Origin of the sequence: Dermacoccus sp. NHGro5, from assembly GCF_017565385.1 — a bacterium.
GTDB lineage: Bacteria > Actinomycetota > Actinomycetes > Actinomycetales > Dermatophilaceae > Dermacoccus > Dermacoccus nishinomiyaensis.
The window spans coordinates 181,894-203,173 of sequence record NZ_JAGEKQ010000008.1; the positions used below are offsets into that span (position 1 = coordinate 181,894).

General features: G+C 69.1%; 21 protein-coding genes, 1 pseudogene and 1 riboswitch. Of the genes and pseudogenes, 10 read left to right on the top strand and 12 right to left on the bottom strand.

Annotated features, from left to right (window positions below):
• Nucleotides 1-163: 163 nt before the first annotated feature.
• Entirely contained in the window at nt 164-433 is a 270-nt protein-coding gene (locus J4Z35_RS05010; RefSeq protein ID WP_074045895.1) for a hypothetical protein, read from the top strand.
• Nucleotides 434-609: 176 nt separating this feature from the next.
• Nucleotides 610-927: a hypothetical protein gene (locus J4Z35_RS05015; RefSeq protein WP_208065406.1), complete on the top strand. Its 318-nt coding sequence runs from the start codon at nt 610-612 to the stop codon at nt 925-927.
• 194 nt (nt 928-1,121) lie between these two features.
• On the opposite strand, the gene J4Z35_RS05020 is transcribed toward J4Z35_RS05015, so the two are convergent.
• The gene (locus J4Z35_RS05020; protein WP_338812059.1) at nt 1,122-2,042 is read right to left on the bottom strand and encodes a glycerophosphodiester phosphodiesterase family protein; all 921 of its coding nucleotides are present in this window, start codon (nt 2,040-2,042) and stop codon (nt 1,122-1,124) included.
• A 348-nt stretch (nt 2,043-2,390) separates the two neighbouring features.
• Here J4Z35_RS05020 and J4Z35_RS05025 point away from each other — a divergent pair, with 348 nt between their 5' ends.
• Nucleotides 2,391-3,458, top strand: coding sequence for a 3-hydroxyisobutyryl-CoA hydrolase (locus J4Z35_RS05025; protein WP_208065408.1), 1,068 nt, complete (start codon nt 2,391-2,393; stop codon nt 3,456-3,458).
• Nucleotides 3,459-3,726: 268 nt separating this feature from the next.
• On the opposite strand, the gene J4Z35_RS05030 is transcribed toward J4Z35_RS05025, so the two are convergent.
• Nucleotides 3,727-4,041 (bottom strand): multidrug efflux SMR transporter, encoded by a 315-nt coding sequence (locus tag J4Z35_RS05030; protein WP_131941975.1) that lies wholly within the window; start codon nt 4,039-4,041, stop codon nt 3,727-3,729.
• Between the two features lie 14 nt (nt 4,042-4,055).
• Nucleotides 4,056-4,120, bottom strand: a riboswitch (guanidine-III (ykkC-III) riboswitch).
• A 238-nt stretch (nt 4,121-4,358) separates the two neighbouring features.
• Between J4Z35_RS05030 and rpmG the strand changes: the two genes are divergently transcribed.
• The 3 genes from rpmG (at nt 4,359) to J4Z35_RS05045 (ending at nt 7,110) form a co-directional block, all read left to right on the top strand.
• Nucleotides 4,359-4,523, top strand: a complete 165-nt coding sequence (gene rpmG, locus J4Z35_RS05035; protein ID WP_038566531.1) for a 50S ribosomal protein L33 — start codon at nt 4,359-4,361, stop codon at nt 4,521-4,523.
• A gap of 218 nt (nt 4,524-4,741) precedes the next feature.
• Entirely contained in the window at nt 4,742-5,455 is a 714-nt protein-coding gene (locus tag J4Z35_RS05040) for a phosphatase PAP2 family protein (RefSeq protein ID WP_208065409.1), read from the top strand.
• A 191-nt stretch (nt 5,456-5,646) separates the two neighbouring features.
• Nucleotides 5,647-7,110: a HAMP domain-containing sensor histidine kinase gene (locus J4Z35_RS05045; protein ID WP_208065410.1), complete on the top strand. Its 1,464-nt coding sequence runs from the start codon at nt 5,647-5,649 to the stop codon at nt 7,108-7,110.
• An 87-nt stretch (nt 7,111-7,197) separates the two neighbouring features.
• Here J4Z35_RS05045 and J4Z35_RS05050 read toward each other — a convergent pair whose 3' ends face one another.
• Entirely contained in the window at nt 7,198-7,875 is a 678-nt protein-coding gene (locus J4Z35_RS05050) for a response regulator transcription factor (protein ID WP_208065411.1), read from the bottom strand.
• A 69-nt stretch (nt 7,876-7,944) separates the two neighbouring features.
• Nucleotides 7,945-8,247 (bottom strand): hypothetical protein, encoded by a 303-nt coding sequence (locus J4Z35_RS05055; protein ID WP_006947131.1) that lies wholly within the window; start codon nt 8,245-8,247, stop codon nt 7,945-7,947.
• 451 nt (nt 8,248-8,698) lie between these two features.
• Between J4Z35_RS05055 and J4Z35_RS05060 the strand changes: the two genes are divergently transcribed.
• Together J4Z35_RS05060 and J4Z35_RS05065 are read left to right on the top strand one after the other, a co-directional pair.
• Nucleotides 8,699-10,198 carry a UDP-N-acetylmuramoyl-L-alanyl-D-glutamate--2,6-diaminopimelate ligase gene (locus J4Z35_RS05060; protein WP_347813534.1) on the top strand — a complete coding sequence of 500 codons (1,500 nt, stop codon included), beginning with the start codon at nt 8,699-8,701 and terminating at the stop codon, nt 10,196-10,198.
• Between the two features lie 242 nt (nt 10,199-10,440).
• Nucleotides 10,441-10,620, top strand: a complete 180-nt coding sequence (locus J4Z35_RS05065; RefSeq protein ID WP_006947113.1) for a hypothetical protein — start codon at nt 10,441-10,443, stop codon at nt 10,618-10,620.
• A gap of 416 nt (nt 10,621-11,036) precedes the next feature.
• Here the strand turns inward: J4Z35_RS05065 and J4Z35_RS05070 are convergent, their stop codons facing one another.
• On the bottom strand, nt 11,037-11,801 hold the full coding sequence (locus J4Z35_RS05070) for an ABC transporter permease (protein ID WP_062257244.1): 765 nt from the start codon (nt 11,799-11,801) through the stop codon (nt 11,037-11,039).
• 171 nt (nt 11,802-11,972) lie between these two features.
• Here J4Z35_RS05070 and J4Z35_RS05075 point away from each other — a divergent pair, with 171 nt between their 5' ends.
• Nucleotides 11,973-12,911, top strand: a complete 939-nt coding sequence (locus J4Z35_RS05075; RefSeq protein ID WP_074040955.1) for a TIGR04222 domain-containing membrane protein — start codon at nt 11,973-11,975, stop codon at nt 12,909-12,911.
• Between the two features lie 220 nt (nt 12,912-13,131).
• On the opposite strand, the gene J4Z35_RS05080 is transcribed toward J4Z35_RS05075, so the two are convergent.
• The 7 genes and pseudogenes from J4Z35_RS05080 to J4Z35_RS05105 all read right to left on the bottom strand — a co-directional run bounded on the left by J4Z35_RS05080 (nt 13,132) and on the right by J4Z35_RS05105 (nt 20,166).
• Nucleotides 13,132-14,790, bottom strand: coding sequence for a hypothetical protein (locus J4Z35_RS05080; protein ID WP_074040954.1), 1,659 nt, complete (start codon nt 14,788-14,790; stop codon nt 13,132-13,134).
• A gap of 235 nt (nt 14,791-15,025) precedes the next feature.
• Nucleotides 15,026-15,808 (bottom strand): urease accessory protein UreD, encoded by a 783-nt coding sequence (locus J4Z35_RS05085; RefSeq protein WP_062256139.1) that lies wholly within the window; start codon nt 15,806-15,808, stop codon nt 15,026-15,028.
• A gap of 117 nt (nt 15,809-15,925) precedes the next feature.
• Nucleotides 15,926-16,621, bottom strand: coding sequence for an urease accessory protein UreG (gene ureG, locus J4Z35_RS05090; RefSeq protein ID WP_040015085.1), 696 nt, complete (start codon nt 16,619-16,621; stop codon nt 15,926-15,928).
• A gap of 151 nt (nt 16,622-16,772) precedes the next feature.
• The gene (locus tag J4Z35_RS05095; RefSeq protein ID WP_074040953.1) at nt 16,773-17,543 is read right to left on the bottom strand and encodes an urease accessory UreF family protein; all 771 of its coding nucleotides are present in this window, start codon (nt 17,541-17,543) and stop codon (nt 16,773-16,775) included.
• Between the two features lie 95 nt (nt 17,544-17,638).
• On the bottom strand, nt 17,639-19,333 hold the full coding sequence (locus J4Z35_RS05100; protein WP_040015086.1) for an urease subunit alpha: 1,695 nt from the start codon (nt 19,331-19,333) through the stop codon (nt 17,639-17,641).
• Nucleotides 19,334-19,555: 222 nt separating this feature from the next.
• Nucleotides 19,556-19,852, bottom strand: a pseudogene (gene ureB, locus J4Z35_RS14395) (urease subunit beta); the annotation flags it as partial.
• A gap of 11 nt (nt 19,853-19,863) precedes the next feature.
• Entirely contained in the window at nt 19,864-20,166 is a 303-nt protein-coding gene (locus J4Z35_RS05105) for an urease subunit gamma (protein ID WP_074040951.1), read from the bottom strand.
• A 216-nt stretch (nt 20,167-20,382) separates the two neighbouring features.
• Here J4Z35_RS05105 and J4Z35_RS05110 point away from each other — a divergent pair, with 216 nt between their 5' ends.
• Nucleotides 20,383-21,246, top strand: coding sequence for a DUF692 domain-containing protein (locus J4Z35_RS05110; protein ID WP_074040965.1), 864 nt, complete (start codon nt 20,383-20,385; stop codon nt 21,244-21,246).
• Nucleotides 21,247-21,280 lie beyond the last annotated feature (34 nt).

Sequence of the window (21,280 nt, forward strand, 5' to 3'; positions counted from 1 at the left end):
CGGCTGCGGTCGCCCCTCGGCACTGACTCTACGGGGCTGAGCTCGCATCCATATGAAGTGCGCGATAAGTGGTCTTATCGCGTTGCTGGTTCCTTTGTTCCGCGTCGGAGACTGATGGTGGAGACACGACGCACCACCCGCACCGAACGAAGGAGAGCTGACGATGAGCCGCCGCACCCCGTCCCACATCCGCACCACCCGCCGTGCCCTGCGGCACTTCGCGAAGAAGCATCCCGACCGCAGCTGCGACAGCGGCAAGATCCGCTATCGCGATCACGCCGCCGCCGTGAGCGCCCTACACAGCGCCGCGACAGCCCGCCACTTCGCCGAACTGGCTGGCCACGACACCCGTCGTCGCGAGAGCCGCATCTACGGCTGCGCGATGTGCCAGGGGTTCCACCTGACGTCGATGCGCGAACTCGCCGCTGCCTGACGGTGCGCGCGCCATCCGTGCATCACGATTGTCGCCGCGCCCCTGGCAGCCCATTCGAACCACCGATTCCGGCACACACACAGACGCTTGCCTCTTCCTGCTGCCCACGTTGTCGGTGCCGGCAGACAGACTTACTCACACCTGGCACTCCACTCCTCGAGACAAGGAACAGTTCCGTGAACGGTGCACCCTTCAACCAGCCCGCCACCCTCGCCACTCTCCTCGTCACCGCAGCCCGCGATGACTACGACTTGCTGACCGCGAAGGTCAACGACCAAACCGTCATCCCGCTCTTCACGAGCCATGCCGCACTGTCCGCCAGCCCGCTCGTTGCCGGGTGGGCAAAAGTCGAAGGCGACTCCGCCATACGTTTCTTCATCAGAGCGGCACAGCGTGACATGGGTGTGACCATCGACGACGGGTACGTCAGCGTCCCGTTCAGCGTCGAAGAGGTTCGGCTCATCACGGACGCGTACATGACCCTGCGCGATTGACTCCCCCGACGCCCCAGACTCCGTATCTGCGCCGAATCTGCCGTCGGCGCAAGGAGAGCCCCGGGCGCCGCTACGAATCCGAGCGAAATGGGTGACTTCGAGCGCTCTGCCGCTCGTTTCCGCGCATTTCGCTCGGATCCACGTTGGCGACGCCCGCCAGACGGCCACAGCAGAAGTGATCGGCGCCGACAGCGTCAGCCCCAGAACGCCTCTCGAGCTTTGAGCGCCTTCTTGGGCTTGTTGGTGATGATGGCGTCGACACCGTTGCGCAGGCAGCGTTGGATGTCGTCGGGGTCGTCGACCGTCCACACGTGCACCTCGTGTCCGCGTGCGTGCTGTTCGGCGACGAGGCCCGGGTTGCGGCGCAGCATGCCGACGCTCATCGCCGCGATCGAGATGCCGGGCGGCAGTTGGCCGCCGCGGATGCGCTGCGGCACGACACCCTCCATGAGCCACGCGAGCGGCACCTGCGGCGCCAGCGTCGTCATGCGGGAGACGGCGGGCAGCGAGAACGACATGACGCGGACGTTGCAACGCGACGGGTCCGGCGTGTCGAGGCCGAATTCGGCGAGCGCGCGCGCCAGTTCTTTCTCGACGCGTCCGGTGTGCTTCGACGGATGCTTCGTCTCGACGGCGAGGTCGACGCGGCGCCCGGCGTCGAGCGTCGTGCGCAGCAACTCCTTGAACGTGAGCAGATGTGAGCCGCTGCGGTCGGCGATCTCCCAGTCGTCGTCGGTATCGTCAGATTCGAGACGCGCCTTCCACGACCCCCAGTCGAGGCCCTCGAGCTTTGCAAGCTCCAGGTTCGAGATCGCGCCACGCCCGTTCGACGTCCGCTTCGCCGTGCGATCGTGCACGCAGACGAGATGGCCGTCAGCGGTCAGCCGGACGTCACACTCGAGCGCGTCGGCACCGACGCGGATGGCGCGTTCGTACGCCTCGAGCGTGTGCTCCGGTTCGTGGTGCGACGCCCCGCGATGCGCCACCACCTGCGGGCGCTCACCGGACAGCGTCGGCAGATCGAGCGGCGCGACGGCTGGGCGAGCCGCGCGATAACCGGCAGCGAGCGCCTTGGTCGGGCGCGGAACGGCAAGACGAGACTTCGACGAACTCACCACTACATCTCTACCCCCCGCGCATGAATAGCGGGTTAATGAGGCGCCACTCGTCCGCACCACAGACGCTACGGTCTCGGCGCGTGGCTCTCATTCGTGAACGCACCTCGCGGGCGGGCCACCGCTCCTCGCGGTTCGTCGCAGGCGCGCAGTCCGCGGCGCGCGCCTCTCGCGTCGGCCGGCAACGGTCGGCGAGCTGGCGATTCCGACGGGTGGGGGCGCGTCTCGTACGTGCCAACACGCTCGGCGCTCCCTCCCTTTCCGCGGAATGGCGGGGTTGTCGGGCGTGGAGGTTATGGTGACCGGGATCACCAGCCGCACTGGCCGCACCCGCCCGAGGAGGCGCGCATGCCCAACACGACGACCGACGATTTCACCGAGACCGCGACGCCGGACGTCCGCGTCGCCCGTCGCGGTTCACTCGCGCGCATCCTGCTGAACCGGCCCAAGGCCATCAACGCGCTCACGACCGACATGGTGAACGCCGTGAGCGCCGCGCTGGAGCAGTGGCGCGACGACGACTCCGTCACCGCCATCACGATCGAGGGCGCCGGCGAGCGCGGCCTGTGCGCGGGCGGTGACGTGCGCAGCGTCCGTGAAGCGTTCGCCGACGGCGACGGCGAGCGCGCGTTCGAGTTCTTCCGCGACGAGTACCGCATGAACGCGCTCATCGCCGACTACCCGAAGCTCATCGTCAGCCATCAGGACGGCATCGTCATGGGTGGCGGCGTCGGCATCTCGGCGTTCGCCGGGCTGCGCGTCGCGACGGAGCGCACGAAGGTCGCGATGCCCGAGACGATCATCGGATTCTTCCCCGACGTGGGCGCGCTCTACCTTCTCTCACGCGCGCCGGGCGGCACGGGCGCCTACCTCGCACTGACAGGCACGACGGTTGGTGGCGCCGACGCCTGCTACGTCGGGCTGAGTGACGTCGTCATCGAATCCGACTCGTGGGCAACGGTTCTCGAGCGTCTCGCCGAGGGTGCTGACGCTGACGCAGCCGTCGCCCGGCTCGCGTCGTTCGATGCCGCTGGCAATGCACCTCTCGGTGCGCAGCGGGCTTGGATCGACGAGGCCTTCGGCTCCGGCGAGCACCTGCGCGCGCCGTCCGAGGTGCTCGAGACGCTGCGCGCGTCCGACGTCGAGGCCGCGCGCGAGGCGGCCGACCTGCTGACGCAGCGTTCACCGTTGTCTGTCGCCGCGACGGTCGAGGCGATGCGGCGCGCGGCGGGCATGGACTCGGTGCACGAGGTGCTCGCCCAGGACATGGTGCTCGCGCGCGGCCTCATCGAACACGGCGACTTCGTCGAAGGTGTGCGCGCGCAACTCGTCGACAAGGATCGCCAGCCGATGTGGTCACAGGCCTCGTTCGCCGAGGTCAGCGACGCCGACGTCGCGCGCTTGTTCGAGGGCTGAGCCCCTGGCGGGACGCCCGTGGGGCACTCATCGCGTCGCCGGGGCCTCGACTTCGAACTGGCGTGCACCCATCTGCGATTCTTGTCCACTCAACGGCCATTGCGACGACGCCCCCGATGGAGACAGTCGTGATGGTCACGAGCGCGTCGCATCCCCGGTGCTCGCGCAGGATGGCGGGCAACTCACACGTTGGCGCGCAACTTCCCGCCCACTCGTGAGTTACTCGCCATCTTGACGACGCCCGCCAGCGCTCAGATGCACGCCCGTGTCAGTGGACGAGCTTGAGTCCGATCACGCACCCGATGATGCCGAGCAGGAGGCAGATCTTGACGATCGAGACGGACTCGGCGCCCGTCATCATCGCGTAGGCGATGGTGAGCACGGCTCCGATGCCGACCCATACGGCGTAGGCGGTTCCGACAGGGAGGGTCTTCATCGCGTAGGCCAGACCACCCATGCTCAAGGCGCACCCGAGGGCGAAGACGACACTCGGGCCGAGGCGACTCAACCCGTCCGACTTGTCGAGCGCCGTCGCCCAGACGGCCTCCATCGCACCGGACACCACGAGCACGAACCACGCCATCATTGATCACTCCTGATGGCCGTCTTGTCGCGCTGCCGGGTACGGCTCCCTCGTCCGGGCCCGCATCGACGGGCTCTGCAAGCTTGTCACACGAACGGCGCTCCCTCGCTTCGCTCTGCCCAGGGGTGTGCCGGCAACCCGCAGCCAACTTCCACAGGATGGCGGGTAACTCACACGTAGGCACGTAGTTGTCCGCCTACTCGTGAGTTACCCGCCATCTCGTGCGATTGCCACGTACCCCAACGCCACGCCCGCCTATATGGGAATGATTCTCACTAAAGGGATGTTGAACCCACCGTCGAACGAAGGAGAAGATCATGACCCGCACGACGAACCGCCCGAAGATCACCCTGCGCTCCACCGCGGGCACGGGCTACAGCTACACGACGCGCAAGAACCGCCGCACGACGTCCGACCGTCTCGTGCTGCGCAAGTACGACCCGATCGCGCGCCGCATCGTCGAGTTCGCCGAAGCCCGCTGACCTCGCAGGAGCACGCGTCAGACAGCCGAGGAGCGAAACCTCGCTCCTCGGCTGATGCGCGCCCCCGCTCCTCGAACGGCAGACCCGGTCCTGCACATGGCCGAGGCCCGCCCTAACCCACTCTCTTAGCTCTTTCTCAGCCACCCGGTGATGAGGTCTCACCATTCACCACCCAGGCGAGCACCCGGTGGATGCTCGCTCGCCGAGAGAGGCCATTCATGTCGTCCGTCGTCGCCACCCGCCCCCGTCGCTCGCCGACCGCCGACGCCCGCTGCGCCCCGGCAGCCGAGCCCGCTGCACACCACCTCACCGCCAAGGCCGGCGCAGCCGGCGCAACGCTCGTCGCCGGCGGGCTCGGCCTCGGCGCCGTCGTCACCCACGAAGGTGCTGCGGCGACGGGCGAGCTCGGCCTCGACACGGCTCTCTCGCACGACCGCCTCAGCCCGCTCGTGAGCCTCGCGCACGGCATCGACGTCGTCATCGGCCCCATCGTCGGCCCGCTGCTCGTCGCCGTCGTCGCGGCGCTGCTCTTCGTGCGCCACCGTCGAGCAGCCGTCATCTTCGCGCTGAGCACGGCCGGCCTGTGGCTCGCGACGTCGTCGCTCAAGCTCGTCTTCACCCGCGCGCGCCCGCCGGCCGATCAAGTGCACGCCCTCGTGCACGAGACGGCGCGCGACAGCTTCCCGTCCGGCCACACCGCGCTCGCGGCGGCCATCGTCGCGGGGGCGTTCTTCGCGGCTCGCTCGCTCGGTCGATCCACGCGCCTCGTCCTCGCTATCGGCATCCCGTTCGCGCTCATCGTCGCGGCGTCGCGCCTCTACCTCGGCGCTCACTTCCTCGGCGACGTCACCGCCTCCCTCGTCTTCGTCACCGGATTCGCGCTCGTCGGCGCAGCACTCGCGCCGCTCGTCGCACGCCGGTTGGACCACTGACGACTGCGCCGACACCCGGCGGGACCCGGACAATGGGGGGTGCGGGTATCGGCATGCCAGCGAGCATCCCACCCACGACCGGGGCCACACTGGACGACCCCCGGCCCAGGCAGCGACATACGAGCAACGACCCCACCGACGCCCCGGCCGTCGACCGGCCGACACCACTGCCGCACGTCGAGGACGAATCGATGACCACCCCACTCACAGGCCCCGCATACGGTGAGGGGGTGCATTATCACCTCCCTCGCCGCGTACGGGGCTTGCGCGTGCGGGTCGTCGCGACGTTCGTCGTCGCGGCGCTCGTCGCACTCGCCATCGCGCTCGCGGCGTTCACGTTCGGGCTGAGGCAGATCCTCACCTCGAGCGCAGGCGACAGCGCGACAACGGAGGCGCAGCAGGTCGCGAGAGAACTCAGCACGACGGATGACGCCTCCGCAGCGTTGCGTGCCCCGGGCGTCCACACCCAGGTCGTGCAGGTGCTCGACGCCTCGGGCGCGCTGCTCGCGACCAATGATTCCCACGCCTCGACGCCCCTCGCCCGCCCCGCCGAGAGCACGCGTCGCACGGAGATCACCCTCGATGGCGACCGCGACCACTACGTCGTCGTGACGCTCGCCGCGCACACGCGATCCGGCGCCGAGCGCTGGGTCGTGGCGGCCGCGCCGATCGACCACGAGGACACGATCGTCGACACGACGATCGTCCTGCTCGCCCTGACGGCGGGATGCCTGCTCGTCATCACCGGCTGGGGCATCCACCGTGTCGTCGGGCGCGCGCTCGCCCCAGTCGAACGTATCCGTCTCGACGTCGAACGCATCCGCTCCTCCCACCGTCCCGAACGCGTGACGGTGCCCGCGACGGGCGACGAGATCGAGCGGCTCGCCATCACGATGAACGCGATGCTCGACCGTCTTGACGCCGCCGACGCGAGCCAGCGCGCGTTCATCTCCGACGCCTCTCACGAACTGCGCAGCCCCCTCGCGACGATCCGCACGCTCACCGAGACCGACCCCGAACCGTCCGAATCGACGCGCGTCATCCACTCCGAGACGCTGCGGCTGCAAGGCATCGTCGAGTCGCTGCTCGCCCTCGCGCGCGCCGACGATGACGCCCTCGCGCTCACCCTTCGAGACGTCGATCTCGACGACGTCGCCCACACCGAGGTGCTGCGCGCCCGCAGCGCTTCCCCGACCCGTGACGGCGAGCCGGTCGTAGTAAGCGCCGACCTCGCGCCCGTGCGCGCCGTCGCTGACGGCGAGCGCCTCGCGCAGGTCGTGCGCAACCTCGTCGACAACGCACTGCGTCACGCGACGGGTGCCGTGCGCGTCACGACGCGGGTGGAGGATGCGGGAAGCCGCGAGCCGGCCACGGACAGGGACGCGGCGGGCCGAGTGAACGAGCGCCCTGACGACGCACGCGGAACGGCCGTTCTCACCGTCGACAATGACGGAAGCGTTCTCGATGCCGATGATCGTGAGGCGATCTTCGGCCGCTTCGTCCGCCTCGATGACGCCCGCAGCCGCGACGCCGGCGGCAGCGGCCTCGGGCTCGCCATCGCGCGGGCCATCGCTCAGGCCCACGGCGGGACACTCGTCGCCGAAGAATCACCCGACGGATGGTGCCGCTTCACACTCCGGTTGCCGCTGGGCTGAGCCTCATACGCCCCCCGACCTGACGCGGCCCGCCGCGTCCTCCCCTCGCCCAGCGTCACCCCTGCGGCGCCCACCGCTCGGCGAGCGTCACTCCGCCGCCTCAACCAACCTGTAGCCGTGACCCCGCACCGTCTCGAGGCTGGCGGTGCCGAACGGCGCGTCGATCTTGCGACGCAGATACCCGACGTACACCTCGACGACGTTGTCGTTGCCCTCAAAGTCGGCGCCCCACACGTTGTCGAGGACCTCAGGTTTCGACGCGGGCTCTCCGCCACGTCGCGCGAGGTAGAGCAGCAGCGCGAACTCCTTTGCCGTCAAAGAGATCTCGACATCACCACGCATGACGACATGGCGCGCCGGGTCGATCGTCAGCCCGCCGACGTCGAGCACCGTCGGCCGCTCCGGCGCCCCGCGTCGCGCGAGCGCCCGAAGCCGCGCCACGAGCACGGGAAAGCTGAATGGCTTCGTCAGGTAATCGTCGGCGCCGAGGTCGAACGCGTCGACCTGATCGAGGTCGCCGTCCTTCGCCGTCAGCATGAGCACGGGCGCCCACACCCCGTCGCGGCGCAGCCCGGCTAGCACGTCGTAACCGTTGCGGCCGGGCAGCATGATGTCGAGGACGATGACGTCGTACGGGTTCTGCGCGCCGAGCCACTGGCCGGTGATGCCGTCACCGGCGACGTCGACCACGAATCCCTCACGCCCCAGACCGCTCGCGACAGCGTCGGCGAGGTGCTTCTCGTCCTCGACGAGCAGAACCCTCATGCCGCCTCCTCGCGCGCGTCGATCGTCATGCCCCAGGTCTACACGACACCGGTGAGCCGACGCGATGCGTCAGGACGTGACGATGCAGCACCCGGCGAGCATGAGGGGCAGCGCGACAAGCCCGATGCCGAGCACCTCGAGCGGTTCGACGGCGGCGCGACGGCGCGTCAGCCACCAGCATCCGGCGAGACCGATGGCGAGTGCGACGGGCGCGAGGAGCAGCGTCGACGAGGCGAGCGACCCCCAGGCCGACGCGGGCCATACGTCGCCGATCAGCTGCCCGACGACGGTGCCCAGCGCCAGCATCGCGGCGACGGCGGCGACCCAGGCGACGGCGAGGTCGGTGAAGCGTGAGCGCGGGGCGAGGTTCATGCCTCGACGATGCGCGTCACACCCAGGCGACACCTCGTGCGCGCCTGTGGCGTGGCTGTGGGGCGAACGGTGCGTCCTCATCCCCTTTGTGTGCCAATGCATCCGGGTGCATTTGCACACAAAGGGGTCCGGGCGTCGAACGCACGCACCGTCGGGTTCGGCGCAGGTCAGCACGGCACTCATCGTCATGACCGGGCGGCGAGCATCAAGAAGTGGCCGACGATCGCCGCGACGACGCTGACGACGCCGATTCCGGCCCGAAGCGCGCTTCTCGGCCGTGGGTTGCCGCGCCCTCCTGAGGCCTTGTGCCAGTCATCTCGCCCATTGCACTCTGCCTCTCCTCACGTCGCCGCTCGAGCATGTCCACACTGCGACGCACCAGACGACATCACCGTTCCCCGCGCGGCGCGACGGGCGTTCGGCCACGCGTTGTTAGGCTCGCAGGGTGTATGTGAGCCGCGCAGAACTCGAGAAGATCCTGGGCGCGAGCGTGCCCGAGAGCGTCGACGGCATCGACGCCGTCACCCATGATTCTCGGGCCGCGAAGCCGGGTGGCGCGTTCGTCGCGATCCCCGGATTCACCGTCGACGGTGTGACGTTCGTGCCGCAGGCTCTCGCGAACGGGGCGAGCCTTGTCGTCGCCGAGCGTGACGTCGAGGGTGCTCCGACCGTCGTCGTGCCAGACGCGCGTGTCGCGCTCGCCGCCCTCGCCACCGCGACGGCCGGGCATCCGAGCCACGACGTCACCGTCTACGGCATCACCGGCACGAACGGCAAGACGACGAGTAGCTACGTCCTGCACGGCATCCTCAGCGCCGCGTACGGCGAGGAGAAGACGGGCCTGCTGACGACCGCCGAGATCGTCGTCGGCCGCGAGCGTGAGCCGGCCGTCCGTACGACCGGTGAGGCTCCGCAGGTGCAGGGCAACCTCGCGCGGATGCGTGACGCGGGCGTCGAGCACGTCGTGCTCGAGACGAGCTCGCACGGCATCCATCTCCATCGCGTCGCCGGAACCCGTTACGCCGCAGCGTTGTTCACGAACCTCACCCGCGACCACCTCGACCTGCACGGCACGATGGAGGACTACTTCCTGACGAAGCGGCGCCTCTTCGAGTGGACCGACGGGCCGAAGCTGACGAACGTCGATGACGCCTACGGAGCGCGCATCGTCGCCGAGGTGCCCGGCACGCTCGGGTTCGGCGTGAGCGAGAACGCCGACTACCGCATCACGAAGGTTCACCCCAGCGATGGCGGCACGGCGTTCACGCTGACGACGCCCGAGCGCTTCCTCGACGGACGCGACGCCCCCGGCGTCATCGAGCTGCAGATGCCGCTGCTCGGCGACTACAACGTGCACAACGTCGCGGGCGCGTCCGCGATCGCGCTCGAGATGGGCATGCCGCTCGACACCCTCGTCGGCGCCGTCGCCCACATGGCACAGGTGCCGGGCCGCTTCGAGCGCGTGCCAGCGGCCACCGCGAAGGGCTTCGAGGTCGTCGTCGACTACGCCCACACCGAGGTCGGCCTCGAACTCGTCCTCGACGTCGCGCGCGCCGTCGTGGGCCGCGACCACGCCGACGGCGGCGTCCGCAGCGAAGGCGGGCGCGTCATCTGCGTCTACGGCGCAGCGGGGCGGCGCGACCCGGCGAAGCGCCCGAAGATGGGCGAGGTGGCGAGTCGCCTCGCGGACGTCAACATCATCACGAACGACGACACGTATGACGAGGACCCGCAGGCCATCGCCGACGAGGTGATGGCGGGCGCCGATCCGTCGAACACGACGATCGTCCTCGACCGCCGCGACGCCATCCGTCAGGCGCTGACACAGGCGCGCCCGGGCGACATCGTCGTCGTCGCGGGCAAGGGCCACGAGCGCGTGCAGCACCTGCCCGGAGGCGACGTCGACTTCCACGACACCACCGTCGTCACCGAGCTGCTCGCCGAGCTCTGATGCCCCCCGTCCTCATCTGCGCTTCCTGTCCACCTCTGCGAACGGCGTGCACAGGTGACCGAAAATCGCGGAAGGGGACGTAGGTCGCCGATGTGGACGGGAATCGCAGAAGGGGACGGCGGGCGCGGGCGCGGCCACCCGATGTGTCGGAGGTGACACCACCCCCCGCTTGCCACACTCTTACTACAGGCGTAGTGTTCACATCAGACACCAGCACTACAGATGTAGAAGGAGCGTTTCCCATGGACAACCTCAACACCGTCTTCTGGATCCTCATGACGATCAGCGCCGTCGGCGTCGTCGCCTTCTTCGGCTTCCTCGCCACGTGGGGCGCCCAGATCGTCAAGGCCAACCGTCCCGTGCGCCTCGAACGCCACGAGAGCATTCCCAGCTACTACGGCCGCATGGTCGCCGCGCACTGACGCAGACCGCTCGTCGCCAGGTACGTCGCTCCGCGCCTCTCGTCGCCAGCCCGTCGCACCACGGCTCGTCGTGCCGCAGGGACGCAGCCGCCACGGATGCACCGGCCACCCGCGCAGCCTCAGTCAGACGAGGGAGTCGACTTACCCCGACTCAGGACGGCGTCGATCGACTTGCTATAAAAGATCTTGGCCTACCTGGCCGCCAGCTTCGAAGGCCACAAGCCTTCGAGCGCCACTGCTCGCAGTGGTCGACGACGAAGCCCGCATCACCTCACCACAGGTGACGCGGGCTTCGTCACGTCCGGGGCGGCACCGGCGGCAGGTGCGAGGCCGACGAACGTCGATCGCGTCAGACGTCAGGCGTCACCTACCAGCCGTCCAGACGGAAGCCGCCAGCCGGACGATGGGGCATCCCGTCAGTCGATGAGCGTCTCGCGCAGCTGGGGCGTCAGCAACCGCCGTGCGCAGATCATGCGCTGTTCGACGGCCGACGTGACGGCCTGCGCAGCCAGGATCGACGTCGAGACGACGACCTGCGCCGTAGCCGCCTGCACGGCCGATCCGCCGCCGAGCATGACGCCGATGAACGCGCCGGGCAGCGTCACCATGCCGGCTGTGCGTGTCTGGTCGAGCACGGGGATGAGCGACTCGGGGAGGCGTCGCGCAATGACTTCGCTGATCGCGTCGCGGGGCAGCATGCCGATCGACAGCCCCGCTTCATACATGTTCTTCTCCTCGCGCAGCCCGTCGAACGCGCGCCGCGAGACGAGGGTGTGCACGCTCATGACGTTGCCGATGACGATGCCCGCCGTCGGGATGATCGACACACCCTTCATCGGCACGACACCGCTGACGGTGAGGATGACGAGGACAGGCACGAGCCCTGCCGCCATCGCGAGCGCCGCAGCGAGCCGAGCCCGCACGTCCGTCGCGCCCGACCGCTTCGTCGTCGTCAGCACAGCCACGATGAACATGACGGCAACCGCGAGCACCGACGCCCACAGGTAGCGCACGACGCTCGTGATGAGCAGGGCGGCGAGCGTCAGCTGCACACAGGCACGGGCGACGGCGACGAGCGACGTCCGCGTCAGCTTGACGCCCGAAGCCCGGTAGCCGACCTGGATCATGACCAGCAGACATGCAATGGCGACGACGACGTGCCAGCCGAACCCTGTTGTCATACGGCCATTCTCACCGACGCCGGCGCCGCTTCGCACACCGCACGACGCCAGGGGCCTCGCCCGTCGCGCACCGCCCGGCTGCAGGCGGGGGCACTCGCCCCAGCGTTAGGGACGTTTCACTCCTGTCAGGCGTTCGGCGGGCATGATGTGTTTCAAGGGGAGGAGCACACCATGACGACCCAGGCGCACCACGTCGGCGCACGCGACATGACACCCGAGCAGGTCGGCATGCTCAACGGCCGCGCAGCCGCACTGCAGGCGGCGACGGCGGATCTGCTCGAACGGGGATATCTGCGTCAGACGGCGTACGGGCGCCTCGAGGCGTGGACGATCCCACCCGCCGACGTCACGCCCCTGCAGCGCGCGGTCGTCGACGCCGTCCGTTGCCGCGCGCCACGTCTCGAGAAGGTCCCCGCCGTGCGTGCGGCGCTCGACGAACTGCAGCGTGACGCCGTGCGCCGTGGCCTGCTCAATCCGCCGCGCAGAGGCGGTAGGGGCGAGACCCTGAAGACGACGTTCATGACCCTGTTCGGGGTCGCCATGGCGATCATCGCCGCCACCGGAAAGTCTATGGGTGGCGTGCTGGTCGGCTTGGGCTTCACGTGTTTCGGGGCGTACAACCTCGTGCGTGCTGTCCGCACCACACGGCAGGGGCGCCGCACGCAGGCCGGGGCTGCGGCCCTGGAGCAGATGCGGTTGCGCGTGCCGAGCCCTGCGGCGGGGCTCACGCAGCCACCGATGCGCGGCGGGCTCGGCTACTCCGTCGGCCTGTACGGGACGCGGCCGCTGCTCATCGCGTTCCCGGCCACCGCGGCCCTGGGATGGGGGCTGAGCGACCACGTCGTCGACGAGGAGATGCAGCGTCACGCGAGGGCGAGTTCGGGCGCAGAGCCGTCGAGTACGAACGGGTACACGTGCTCGTCGGGTACGTCGAGCTCCGACTGGTCGTGCGACACCCATTCCGGCGGTTCCGGTGACGCCTGGTGCAGCGGCGGAAACTGCTGCGGCAGTGCAGGATCGTGCAATTCGGGTTCGTGCGGCGGCGGCTCGTCCTGCGGCGGCTCGTCGTGCGGTTCGAGTTGCGGTGGCGGCAGCAGCTGCTCGAGCTGACGCTCCGCACGGCCACCGCGTCGTCAAGGCCTGCACCATCGGCTGCCGCGTCAGCTCCATGAGAAATGCGCATCTGCCCGAGGAACATGCTGCGTATTTCTCGGGCAGATGCACATTCCTCGTGCAACGTCAGCGGGTGCGCGACAGCCTTCGCAGCTCCTCACGTCGACGCTGACTCACGCAGGGAGCTTCACGTCAGCCATCCGACGGAAGTCACACGTCACCGTGCCGGCAGTACGTGCTTACCGTCGCGGTCGGTGGCGACGCACAGCGAGCAGACAGCACCGTCAGCCGTCGCGGAGGCCAGCATGTCGGGGCGTTCGAACACGTCGCCGCAGGCCTCGCAGTCGATCTCGGCCGCCGACGGGTTGCCGTGCTCGTCGAACATCTCGTGCGCCAGCCCGTCGGTGTCGCGGCGCAGGTAGTAGCGACCTTTCGTCGCGACGGCGATGACGGGCGGCAGAACGACGGAGAGCACGACGGCGATGATCGGCGAGTACGGCTGCAACCCACTGCCGAGGCCGCCGAAGAAGGCCACGATCGACAGACCCCCCGCGACGATGACGGAGACGAACCCGACCGGGTTGATCGCGTACAGCATGCCCCGGCGAAATTCGGGAGTCTTCGGCGAGAGCTTCAACAGATAGGTGTTGACGATGATGTCGCTCGCGACGGTCACGATCCACGCGATGGCAAGGTTTGCGTAGAAGCCCAGGATGTCGTTGAGGAAGTCGAACATGTTCGCCTCCATCATGACGAGGGCAATCGTCACGTTGAACAGCACGAACACCATGCGGCCGGGGTAGTGCTTCGTCACACGGGTGAACGAGTTCGTCCACGCGAGCGAGCCGGAGTACGCGTTCGTCACGTTGATCTTGATCTGGCTGATGACGACGAGCACGACGGCGAGCGTCATCGCGAGCCAGTGGGGCATCATCTGCTCGTACGCCGACAGGAACTGGTGCACGGGCTCGTTGGCGATCGACGCACCGCCCGCGACGTTGGCGATGAGGTAGACGGCGAGGAACAGCCCGATCATCTGCTTGAGTGCACCGAAGAAGACCCAGCCGGGGCCGGCGACGATGACGGCCGTCCACCAGCGTCGCGAGTTCTCCGGGGTCTTCGCGGGCATGAAGCGCAGGTAGTCGATCTGCTCGGCTATCTGCGCGATGAGCGAGAGGCAGACACCTGCGGCGAGCATGACGGCGCTGAAGCTGACGCCACCACCATGGGCGCCCTTGTAGTCGAGGAAGGTGTCGACCGAGCCGGGGTGCGCCTGAACGAGATAGACGAGCGGAACACCCATGAGCAGCAACCACAGCGGCGTCGTCCACACCTGCAACTTGCTCAGCGCCTTCATTCCATACACGACGAGCGGTATGACCATGAGACTGCTGACGAGGTAACCCGCCCACAGCGGCACCCCGAGCCCCAGCTTGAGCCCCTGCGCCATGATCGAGCCCTCGAGCGCGAAGAAGATGAAGGTGAAGCTCGCGAAGATGACGTTCGTCAGCACCGAGCCGTAGTAGCCGAAGCCCTTGCCGCGCGTGATGAGGTCGAGATCGAGGTTGTAGCGCGCCGCGTAGTAGGCGAGGGGCACACCTGTCACGAAGATGATGGCGGCCGCGACGAGAATGCCGAGAATCGCGTTCGTCGTGCCGTGCTGGATGCCGATGTTGGCGCCGATCGAGAAGTCGGCGAGGTAGGCGATCCCACCGAGCGCCGACGTCGCGACGATGCCTGGGGCCCAGCGCCGATAACTGCGCGGCGCGAACCGCAGCGTGTAGTCCTCCAGCGTCTCGCTCTTCGCCTTCGCGGTCCCGACGGCGGACGCGGTGGCCCGCTCGTCGACCAATGGTTCCAGTTGCGACGTCGCCATGCTGTGCGCCCCTCTGCTCTCGTCCTGCGTTTCGACAACCGAGGTAGCGGTATCGCCATTCGGTAGGCAGGAATCTAGGCAGCCGATGTTTTCGACGGATGCGTGACGATGTTTCACGAGAGTTAAGCCCCCTACCCCCATGTTGCCCGCGTTTTCGGTCACCCGCGCCGCGAAAAGCGGGCAACATCGCGACTGGACGAGGCGTCGGCGGGCCGGACGCGTCGGCGACCCGCCGTCAGCGCCGTAAGGGGCTGAGGTGGACGTCGTCACCCAGCCAGCGTTCGATGCGTCCAGGCGCGAAGAGGTCGAGGCGCGTGACGCCTACCGGGAGGTCATGACCCACCGGCGCCGAGCCCAGCATCGTCGAGTCCGGGCGCGTTGACTCCGGCGCGGCGGCTGCCGGCTTTGCGGCGTCTGCCCGCGTCAGTGCCCCCGGCGCCCGCTGCAGGATGGCGGCCGCGCCGAGCGTCGTCACCTGATCGACGACGCGGCGCCCGCCGCGGATGCCGGGCGCGTCGTCGTCGGCTGCGAGGCGAAACTCCTCGACGAGCGCCGGGCGCCCCGCATGAGAGATGTCCGTGCGAGCGACGAGTTCGCCGCCCGCCTCACCATGGCGGCCGAGGACGAGGGTGTCGCGCAGCATGAGCGACCCACCGTCGGCGATGTCCGCACGAGTCGTCCGGGTGGCGCGGGCGTCGGTGGCGACGACGAACGGCTCCCCGGGCCAGCGAAGCGACGCCCCCTCCGCCACGCTCAGATTCGCCGACCAGGAACACGCTCCCCCACGCCCGGCGTAGGCGACCGTCGCCGCGACCTCGACGATCTCGAGTGCGACACCGTCACCGACGACGATGTCGAGTTCGGCCTCGTCACCCGCGAGCAGCAGAGCCGTCGTCGCGACGAGGGCGACGCGCGCGGACGTCGGCGTCACCCGCAGGATGCGCGGCGCAAGCAGGCTCGAGCGGGTACGGACCCGAACGGCTGAGCCCGCGGCGCCTCGTTCGACGTGGAGCTTCATCGCTCACCACCGGCCGGCCGGGGAGCCCACGCTCGCGCCTCCTGCTCCGCGAGGACTGAAACCCGGCCAGGCGCCATGTGGTGTTTCGGCCCCCAGGCCGCGCACGGCTCGCGTCGCTCAGTGCGTGTGAGTGACGCCGTCATGCGTGTGCTCACCCTCGCTGTCGGCGTGGACATGCGGCGCCATCGGACCCGGATCCTGCGCGACGTGCCCGCCGCCTTGGTAGGCCGCGAGCACCTCGCGCACCCAGGCCGTCAATCGCTCGACGGAGGCCGCATCCGTGCGCGACAGCGCGATGACAGGGCGTCCGTCACGAGCCTCACGGCCCTGCTGCTCCATGAGTGCGGCGTCGACCCCGACATGCGGCGCAAGGTCTGTCTTGTTGACGACGAGCAGGTCGGCGCGTGCGATGCCCGGCCCGCCCTTGCGGACGACGTCACCGCCGCCGGCGACGTCGAGGACGAAGATCTGCGCGTCGGCGAGGGCCGGCGAGAACGTCGCCGTCAGGTTGTCGCCGCCCGATTCGACGAGGACGAGCTCGACGTCAGGATGGTCGGCTGCGAGATCCTCGACGGCGACGAGGTTGGCGCTGACGTCATCACGGATCGCGGTGTGCGGGCATGCCCCGGTCTCGACGGCGCGAATGCGATCGACGTCGAGAACGCCTGCGGCCCTGAGCATCTGGGCGTCTTCGTCGGTGTAGATGTCGTTCGTGATGACACCGAGCGAGATCTCCTCGCCGAGTTCGCGGCACAGCATGCCGATGAGCGAACTCTTGCCCGTACCGACCGGACCGGCCACCCCGAGCCGCATGGGGCGCGATGGATTCGATGCCGCGTCACGGCGCGAATCGACGCCGACCGTGATCTTCTGGGACGTCGTCGCGCCCTGTCCGGCGGCGGCGGGCGTATCGATGCCGGACGTGGCGGTGGCTTCACTGCCGGGGCGCGAGGTCATGGCGATCTCAGACACGGAACAACTTCCTCTCGGTGGCGGCGTGAGCGGCATGCCACGCCTCGAGCTGGGGTGCGGAATGGGCTGGGATGTCGTACGGCGCGACCAGGTCGGCGCAGGCCGCGACGAGGTCGTCGAGATGGGACGCCGAATCGAGCGTCCAGGCCACGGCATCCACAGGGTCGAGCGGTTCGAGCTTCAACGCGGCGGCGGTGACACTCTGGACGTCGTCATATCCGACGACGCGGGCGACGGACGCACCGTCGAGGCCCAGCTCGCCGGCGAAAGCGCCGAGGACGGCGGCGCGGGCGGTGAGCGGGCGGGGCAACCCCTCGAGCCACTGTGCCGCGGGGCCGTCAGGACGCAGCCGGTGCACGAGGCGCAACATCGCCCGCCCCTGGGCGATCGACGAATCACGCACCGCCGCGACGGGGTTGCGGGCCGCCCAGGCCCACGCGACGTCCTCGGACGCGAACGCGGGCTCGGGCACGGGCACGGGCTCGGCCGTGGCGGCATCCCCGCCTTGCGTGCAGGTGCACCCGGGTGCACCTGCACGCAGATGACGGACGGCGGCGGACGCGACGACGGCCGTTCCCGCCTCGACGCGTGCCACCGTCGCGAGGCGCATCGCGATGAAGGCGGGCACCTCGTGCACCGGCAATCCCCCGAGCAACGCCGGTTCGAGACCACCTGAGGCGGTGTAGCCGCCAACAGGCAGCCTCGAATCAGCGAGCAGCAGGCTCGCCATCCCCACACCGTCCGTCGCCGCGTCGGGCCTCATGACGCCACCGCCCCGCCCCTGCGTGCAGCTGCACCCGGGTGCATCTGCACGCCGGACGTCGGACGTGGGAGCTGAGCCGCAGCAGGACATGGCGATCAGAAGAGCGAATACCGCTGCGCGAGCGGCAGTTCCGTCGCCGGCTGCGGGGTGACGAGCTCACCGTCGACGGCGATGGCGAACGTCTCGGGATCGATGTCGATGCGCGGTGTCGCCGAGTTGTTGATCATGTCGGCCTTCGTCACCTCGCGTGTCGGCCGCACGGCTTCCACCTCCCGCCGCAACCCGAGCGACTCCCGCAGACCATTCTCTGCAGCCGCCGGCGACACGAATGACACCGCGAGCGACGCAGCGTCGTCCGCCACGAGCGCCGGGCGCATCAGCACGGGCTGTGGCGTCGGGATCGACGCGTTCGGGTCGCCGAGGGCAGCCCACACGATGGCACCCGACTTGAGGACGACGGACGGCCGCACGCCGAAGAACTTGGGCTCCCACAGCACGAGGTCGGCCAGCTTGCCGGGCTCGATCGACCCGACGAGATGGTCGATGCCGTGCGCGGCCGCCGGGTTGATCGTGTACTTCGCGACGTACCGACGGGCACGTTCGTTGTCGGCCGGCAGCGTCTCGCCGAGCGAGCCATAGCGTGACTTCATGACGTGCGCGACCTGCCAGGTGCGCGTGATGACCTCACCGATGCGACCCATCGCCTGAGCATCGGAGCTCGTCATCGACAACGCGCCGATGTCGTGGAGCAGATCTTCGGCGGCGATCGTCGTCGCCCGGATGCGCGATTCGGCGAACGCGAGATCTTCCGCCACCGCCGGGTTGAGGTGATGACACACGATGAGCATGTCGAGGTGCTCGGCGACCGTGTTGACGGTGTGCGGCAGCGTCGGGTTCGTCGAACCGGGCAGGACATTGGGGTGCGACGCGATCGACATGATGTCGGGCGCGTGCCCGCCCCCGGCGCCCTCGGTGTGGAAGGCGTGGATGCTGCGCCCGCCGATGGCGCGCAGCGTCGAGTCGACGTAACCGGCTTCGTTGAGCGAGTCGCTGTGCAGCGCCACCTGCAGCCCGTGCTCGTCAGCCGCGCGCAGGGCAGCGTCGATGGCGGCGGGCGTCGCGCCCCAGTCCTCGTGCACCTTGTACGCTGCCGCGCCCGCGAGCGCCTGCTCGGCGAGGCCCTCGGCGCTCACGGTGTTGCCCTTGCCCATGAGCAGCAGGTTGACGGGCAGGTGATCCAAGCCGCGCAGGACGCGCCCGAGGTGCCAGGCACCGGGTGTCACCGTCGTCGCCTTCGACCCCTCGGACGGGCCGGTACCACCGCCACCGAGCGTCGTCAGACCGGTCGCGAGCGCTTCGTGCACCTGCGACGTCGACAGGAAGTGCACATGCATGTCGATGCCACCGGCGGTGAGGATCTTGCCCTCCCCCGCGATGACGTCGGTGCCCGGGCCGATGTGGAGATCCGGGTGCACGCCGTCCGCGACATCGGGGTTGCCGGAGCGGCCCAGCGCGACGATGCGCCCGTCACGGATGCCGACGTCGGCGCGCACCACACCCCAGTGGTCGAGGACGACGACGTTCGTGATGACGGTGTCGAGCGCCCCGCCCGCGCGGGTCGTGAGGCCCTGCGCCATCGACTCGCGGATCGACTTGCCCCCACCGAAGACGGCTTCCTCGCCGCCGACGGTGTGGTCGTGCTCGACCTCGATCCACAGGTCGGTGTCGCCGAGACGAATCTGGTCACCCGTCGTCGGACCGTAGAGCGCGGCGTACGCGTCACGTGTGATGGTCGTCGGTTCGGACGGCCGTGGGCGGACAGCCGGCACCTCGGGGTGGGACGTCGTTCCGTGCGGGACCGTAACACCGGGCCCGAGGTCGTCGTGTGACTCGTCGGCCCCACCTGCGTCAGCCTGCGAGGTAGCTTCGAAAGACGCGGCCGTGTCGCGGATCTGCAGCCCCGGCACACGCCGCTCGCCCCGCAACGCGACGAGCGCCACCTCGCGGCTGACGCCCGGTTCGAAGCGCACCGACGTGCCGCTCGGGATGTCGAGGCGGTAGCCCTGCGTCAGCTCGCGGTCGAACGCGAGGGCCGCGTTGGCGTCGGGCAGATGCAGGTGCGAGCCGATCTGGATCGGCCGGTCGCCCGTGTTCTCGACGACGATGCGGAGCCGTTCGTTCACTGAACGATCGGTGTTGAGCGAGATGTGCCCCGGGGCGACGCGGATGGCGCCAGGAGCGCTCGTGGCCCCGGGGGTTGCTGGGTCGTCGGCTGCGTCCTGCGGCCGACGGCCTGAGTTCGCTGTCATGGCTCGTTCCTTCAGGCGATCGGGTGATGGAGGGTGACGAGCTTGCGGCCATCGGGAAAGGTGGCCTCGACCTGAATGTCGGGGATCATCTCGGCGACGCCCGGCATCACCTGCTCACGTGTCAACACCTCGCGTCCGGCGCTCATCAACTCTTCGACACTGCGACCCTCGCGGGCACGTTCGATGACCCACGTCGACAGCAGCGCGACGGACTCGGGGTGATTGAGCAGCACGCCGCGCTCGAGTCGATCACGCGCCACCATTCCCGCGACGGACAAGAGCAGCTTCTCGGTGTCGGCGGGCGTCAGATGCATGGCAGGAGGTTAGCGAGGCGATGTTTCGCGGGTGTTTCGCCGGTCCTGGCGGAGGGGAGGTGACCACGAATCGTCGCGAGTACGGCGGGCCGGAGCCGCAGCTGCGCGAGAAATACACATCTGCCCGAGGAATGTGCGTCATATACCTCGAGCAGATGCACGAGAGTCGAGCAGGTGACGTCACACCACACCTGTCGGTGCGGCATCATGCGAGACATGAGCATCACGACGTCCGACGCAACACGGCCCGCACCGGCCACGTCGATGCCTGCGGGCGTCGGCATCGGATGGCGCCCCGAGATCGCGGACGTCCTCGCCGCCCAACCGGGCCTGACGTGGGTCGAAGTGGTCGCCGAATCCGTCATGCACGGCATGCCGCCAGCCCTGAGGGAGCTGCGCGAGCGCGGCGTCACCGTCGTCCCGCACGGGGTGAAGCTCGGGCTCGGTGACGCCGAGGGCCTCGACGTCGATCGCGTCGCGCACTTCGTCGGGACGGCCGCCATCACGGGCGCGCCGCTCGTCAGTGAGCACATCTCGTTCGTGCGGGCGGGTGGTTTCGAGGTCGGCCACCTGACGCCGCTGCCGCGCACGCGCGCCGCCGTCGACGTGATGGTGCGAAACGTCCGCAGCGTCCAGGCCGAGCTCGACGTCCCGCTCGCGCTCGAATGCGTCGCGGCGCTCTTCACCTACCCCGAGGACGAGATGAGCGAGGCACAGTTCGTCACCGAGATCATCGAACGCACCGACGCGCTGCTGCTGCTCGACATCGCGAACGTCTACGCCAACGCCCGCAACCACGGGGGCAATGCGCTCGAGACGCCCCTCGCGATGCCCCTCGAACGGCTCGCGTACATGCACGTCGCGGGTGGGGTCGAGAACGACGGGATCTACCACGACACGCATGCGGCCGCGGTGAACCCCGAAGTGCTGCACCTCATCTCGGAGCTCTCGAGACGCACGACATTCCCGGCCGCGATGCTCGAACGCGACGGCGACTACCCGCCTGCCGAGGAGTTGCTCACGGAGCTCGACGCCATCGCCGACGCCGCCGGCATGCCGCGCGTCACGGCCGCGCAATGACGATCCGCCGCGCATCGTCGACGGGCGGGCACAG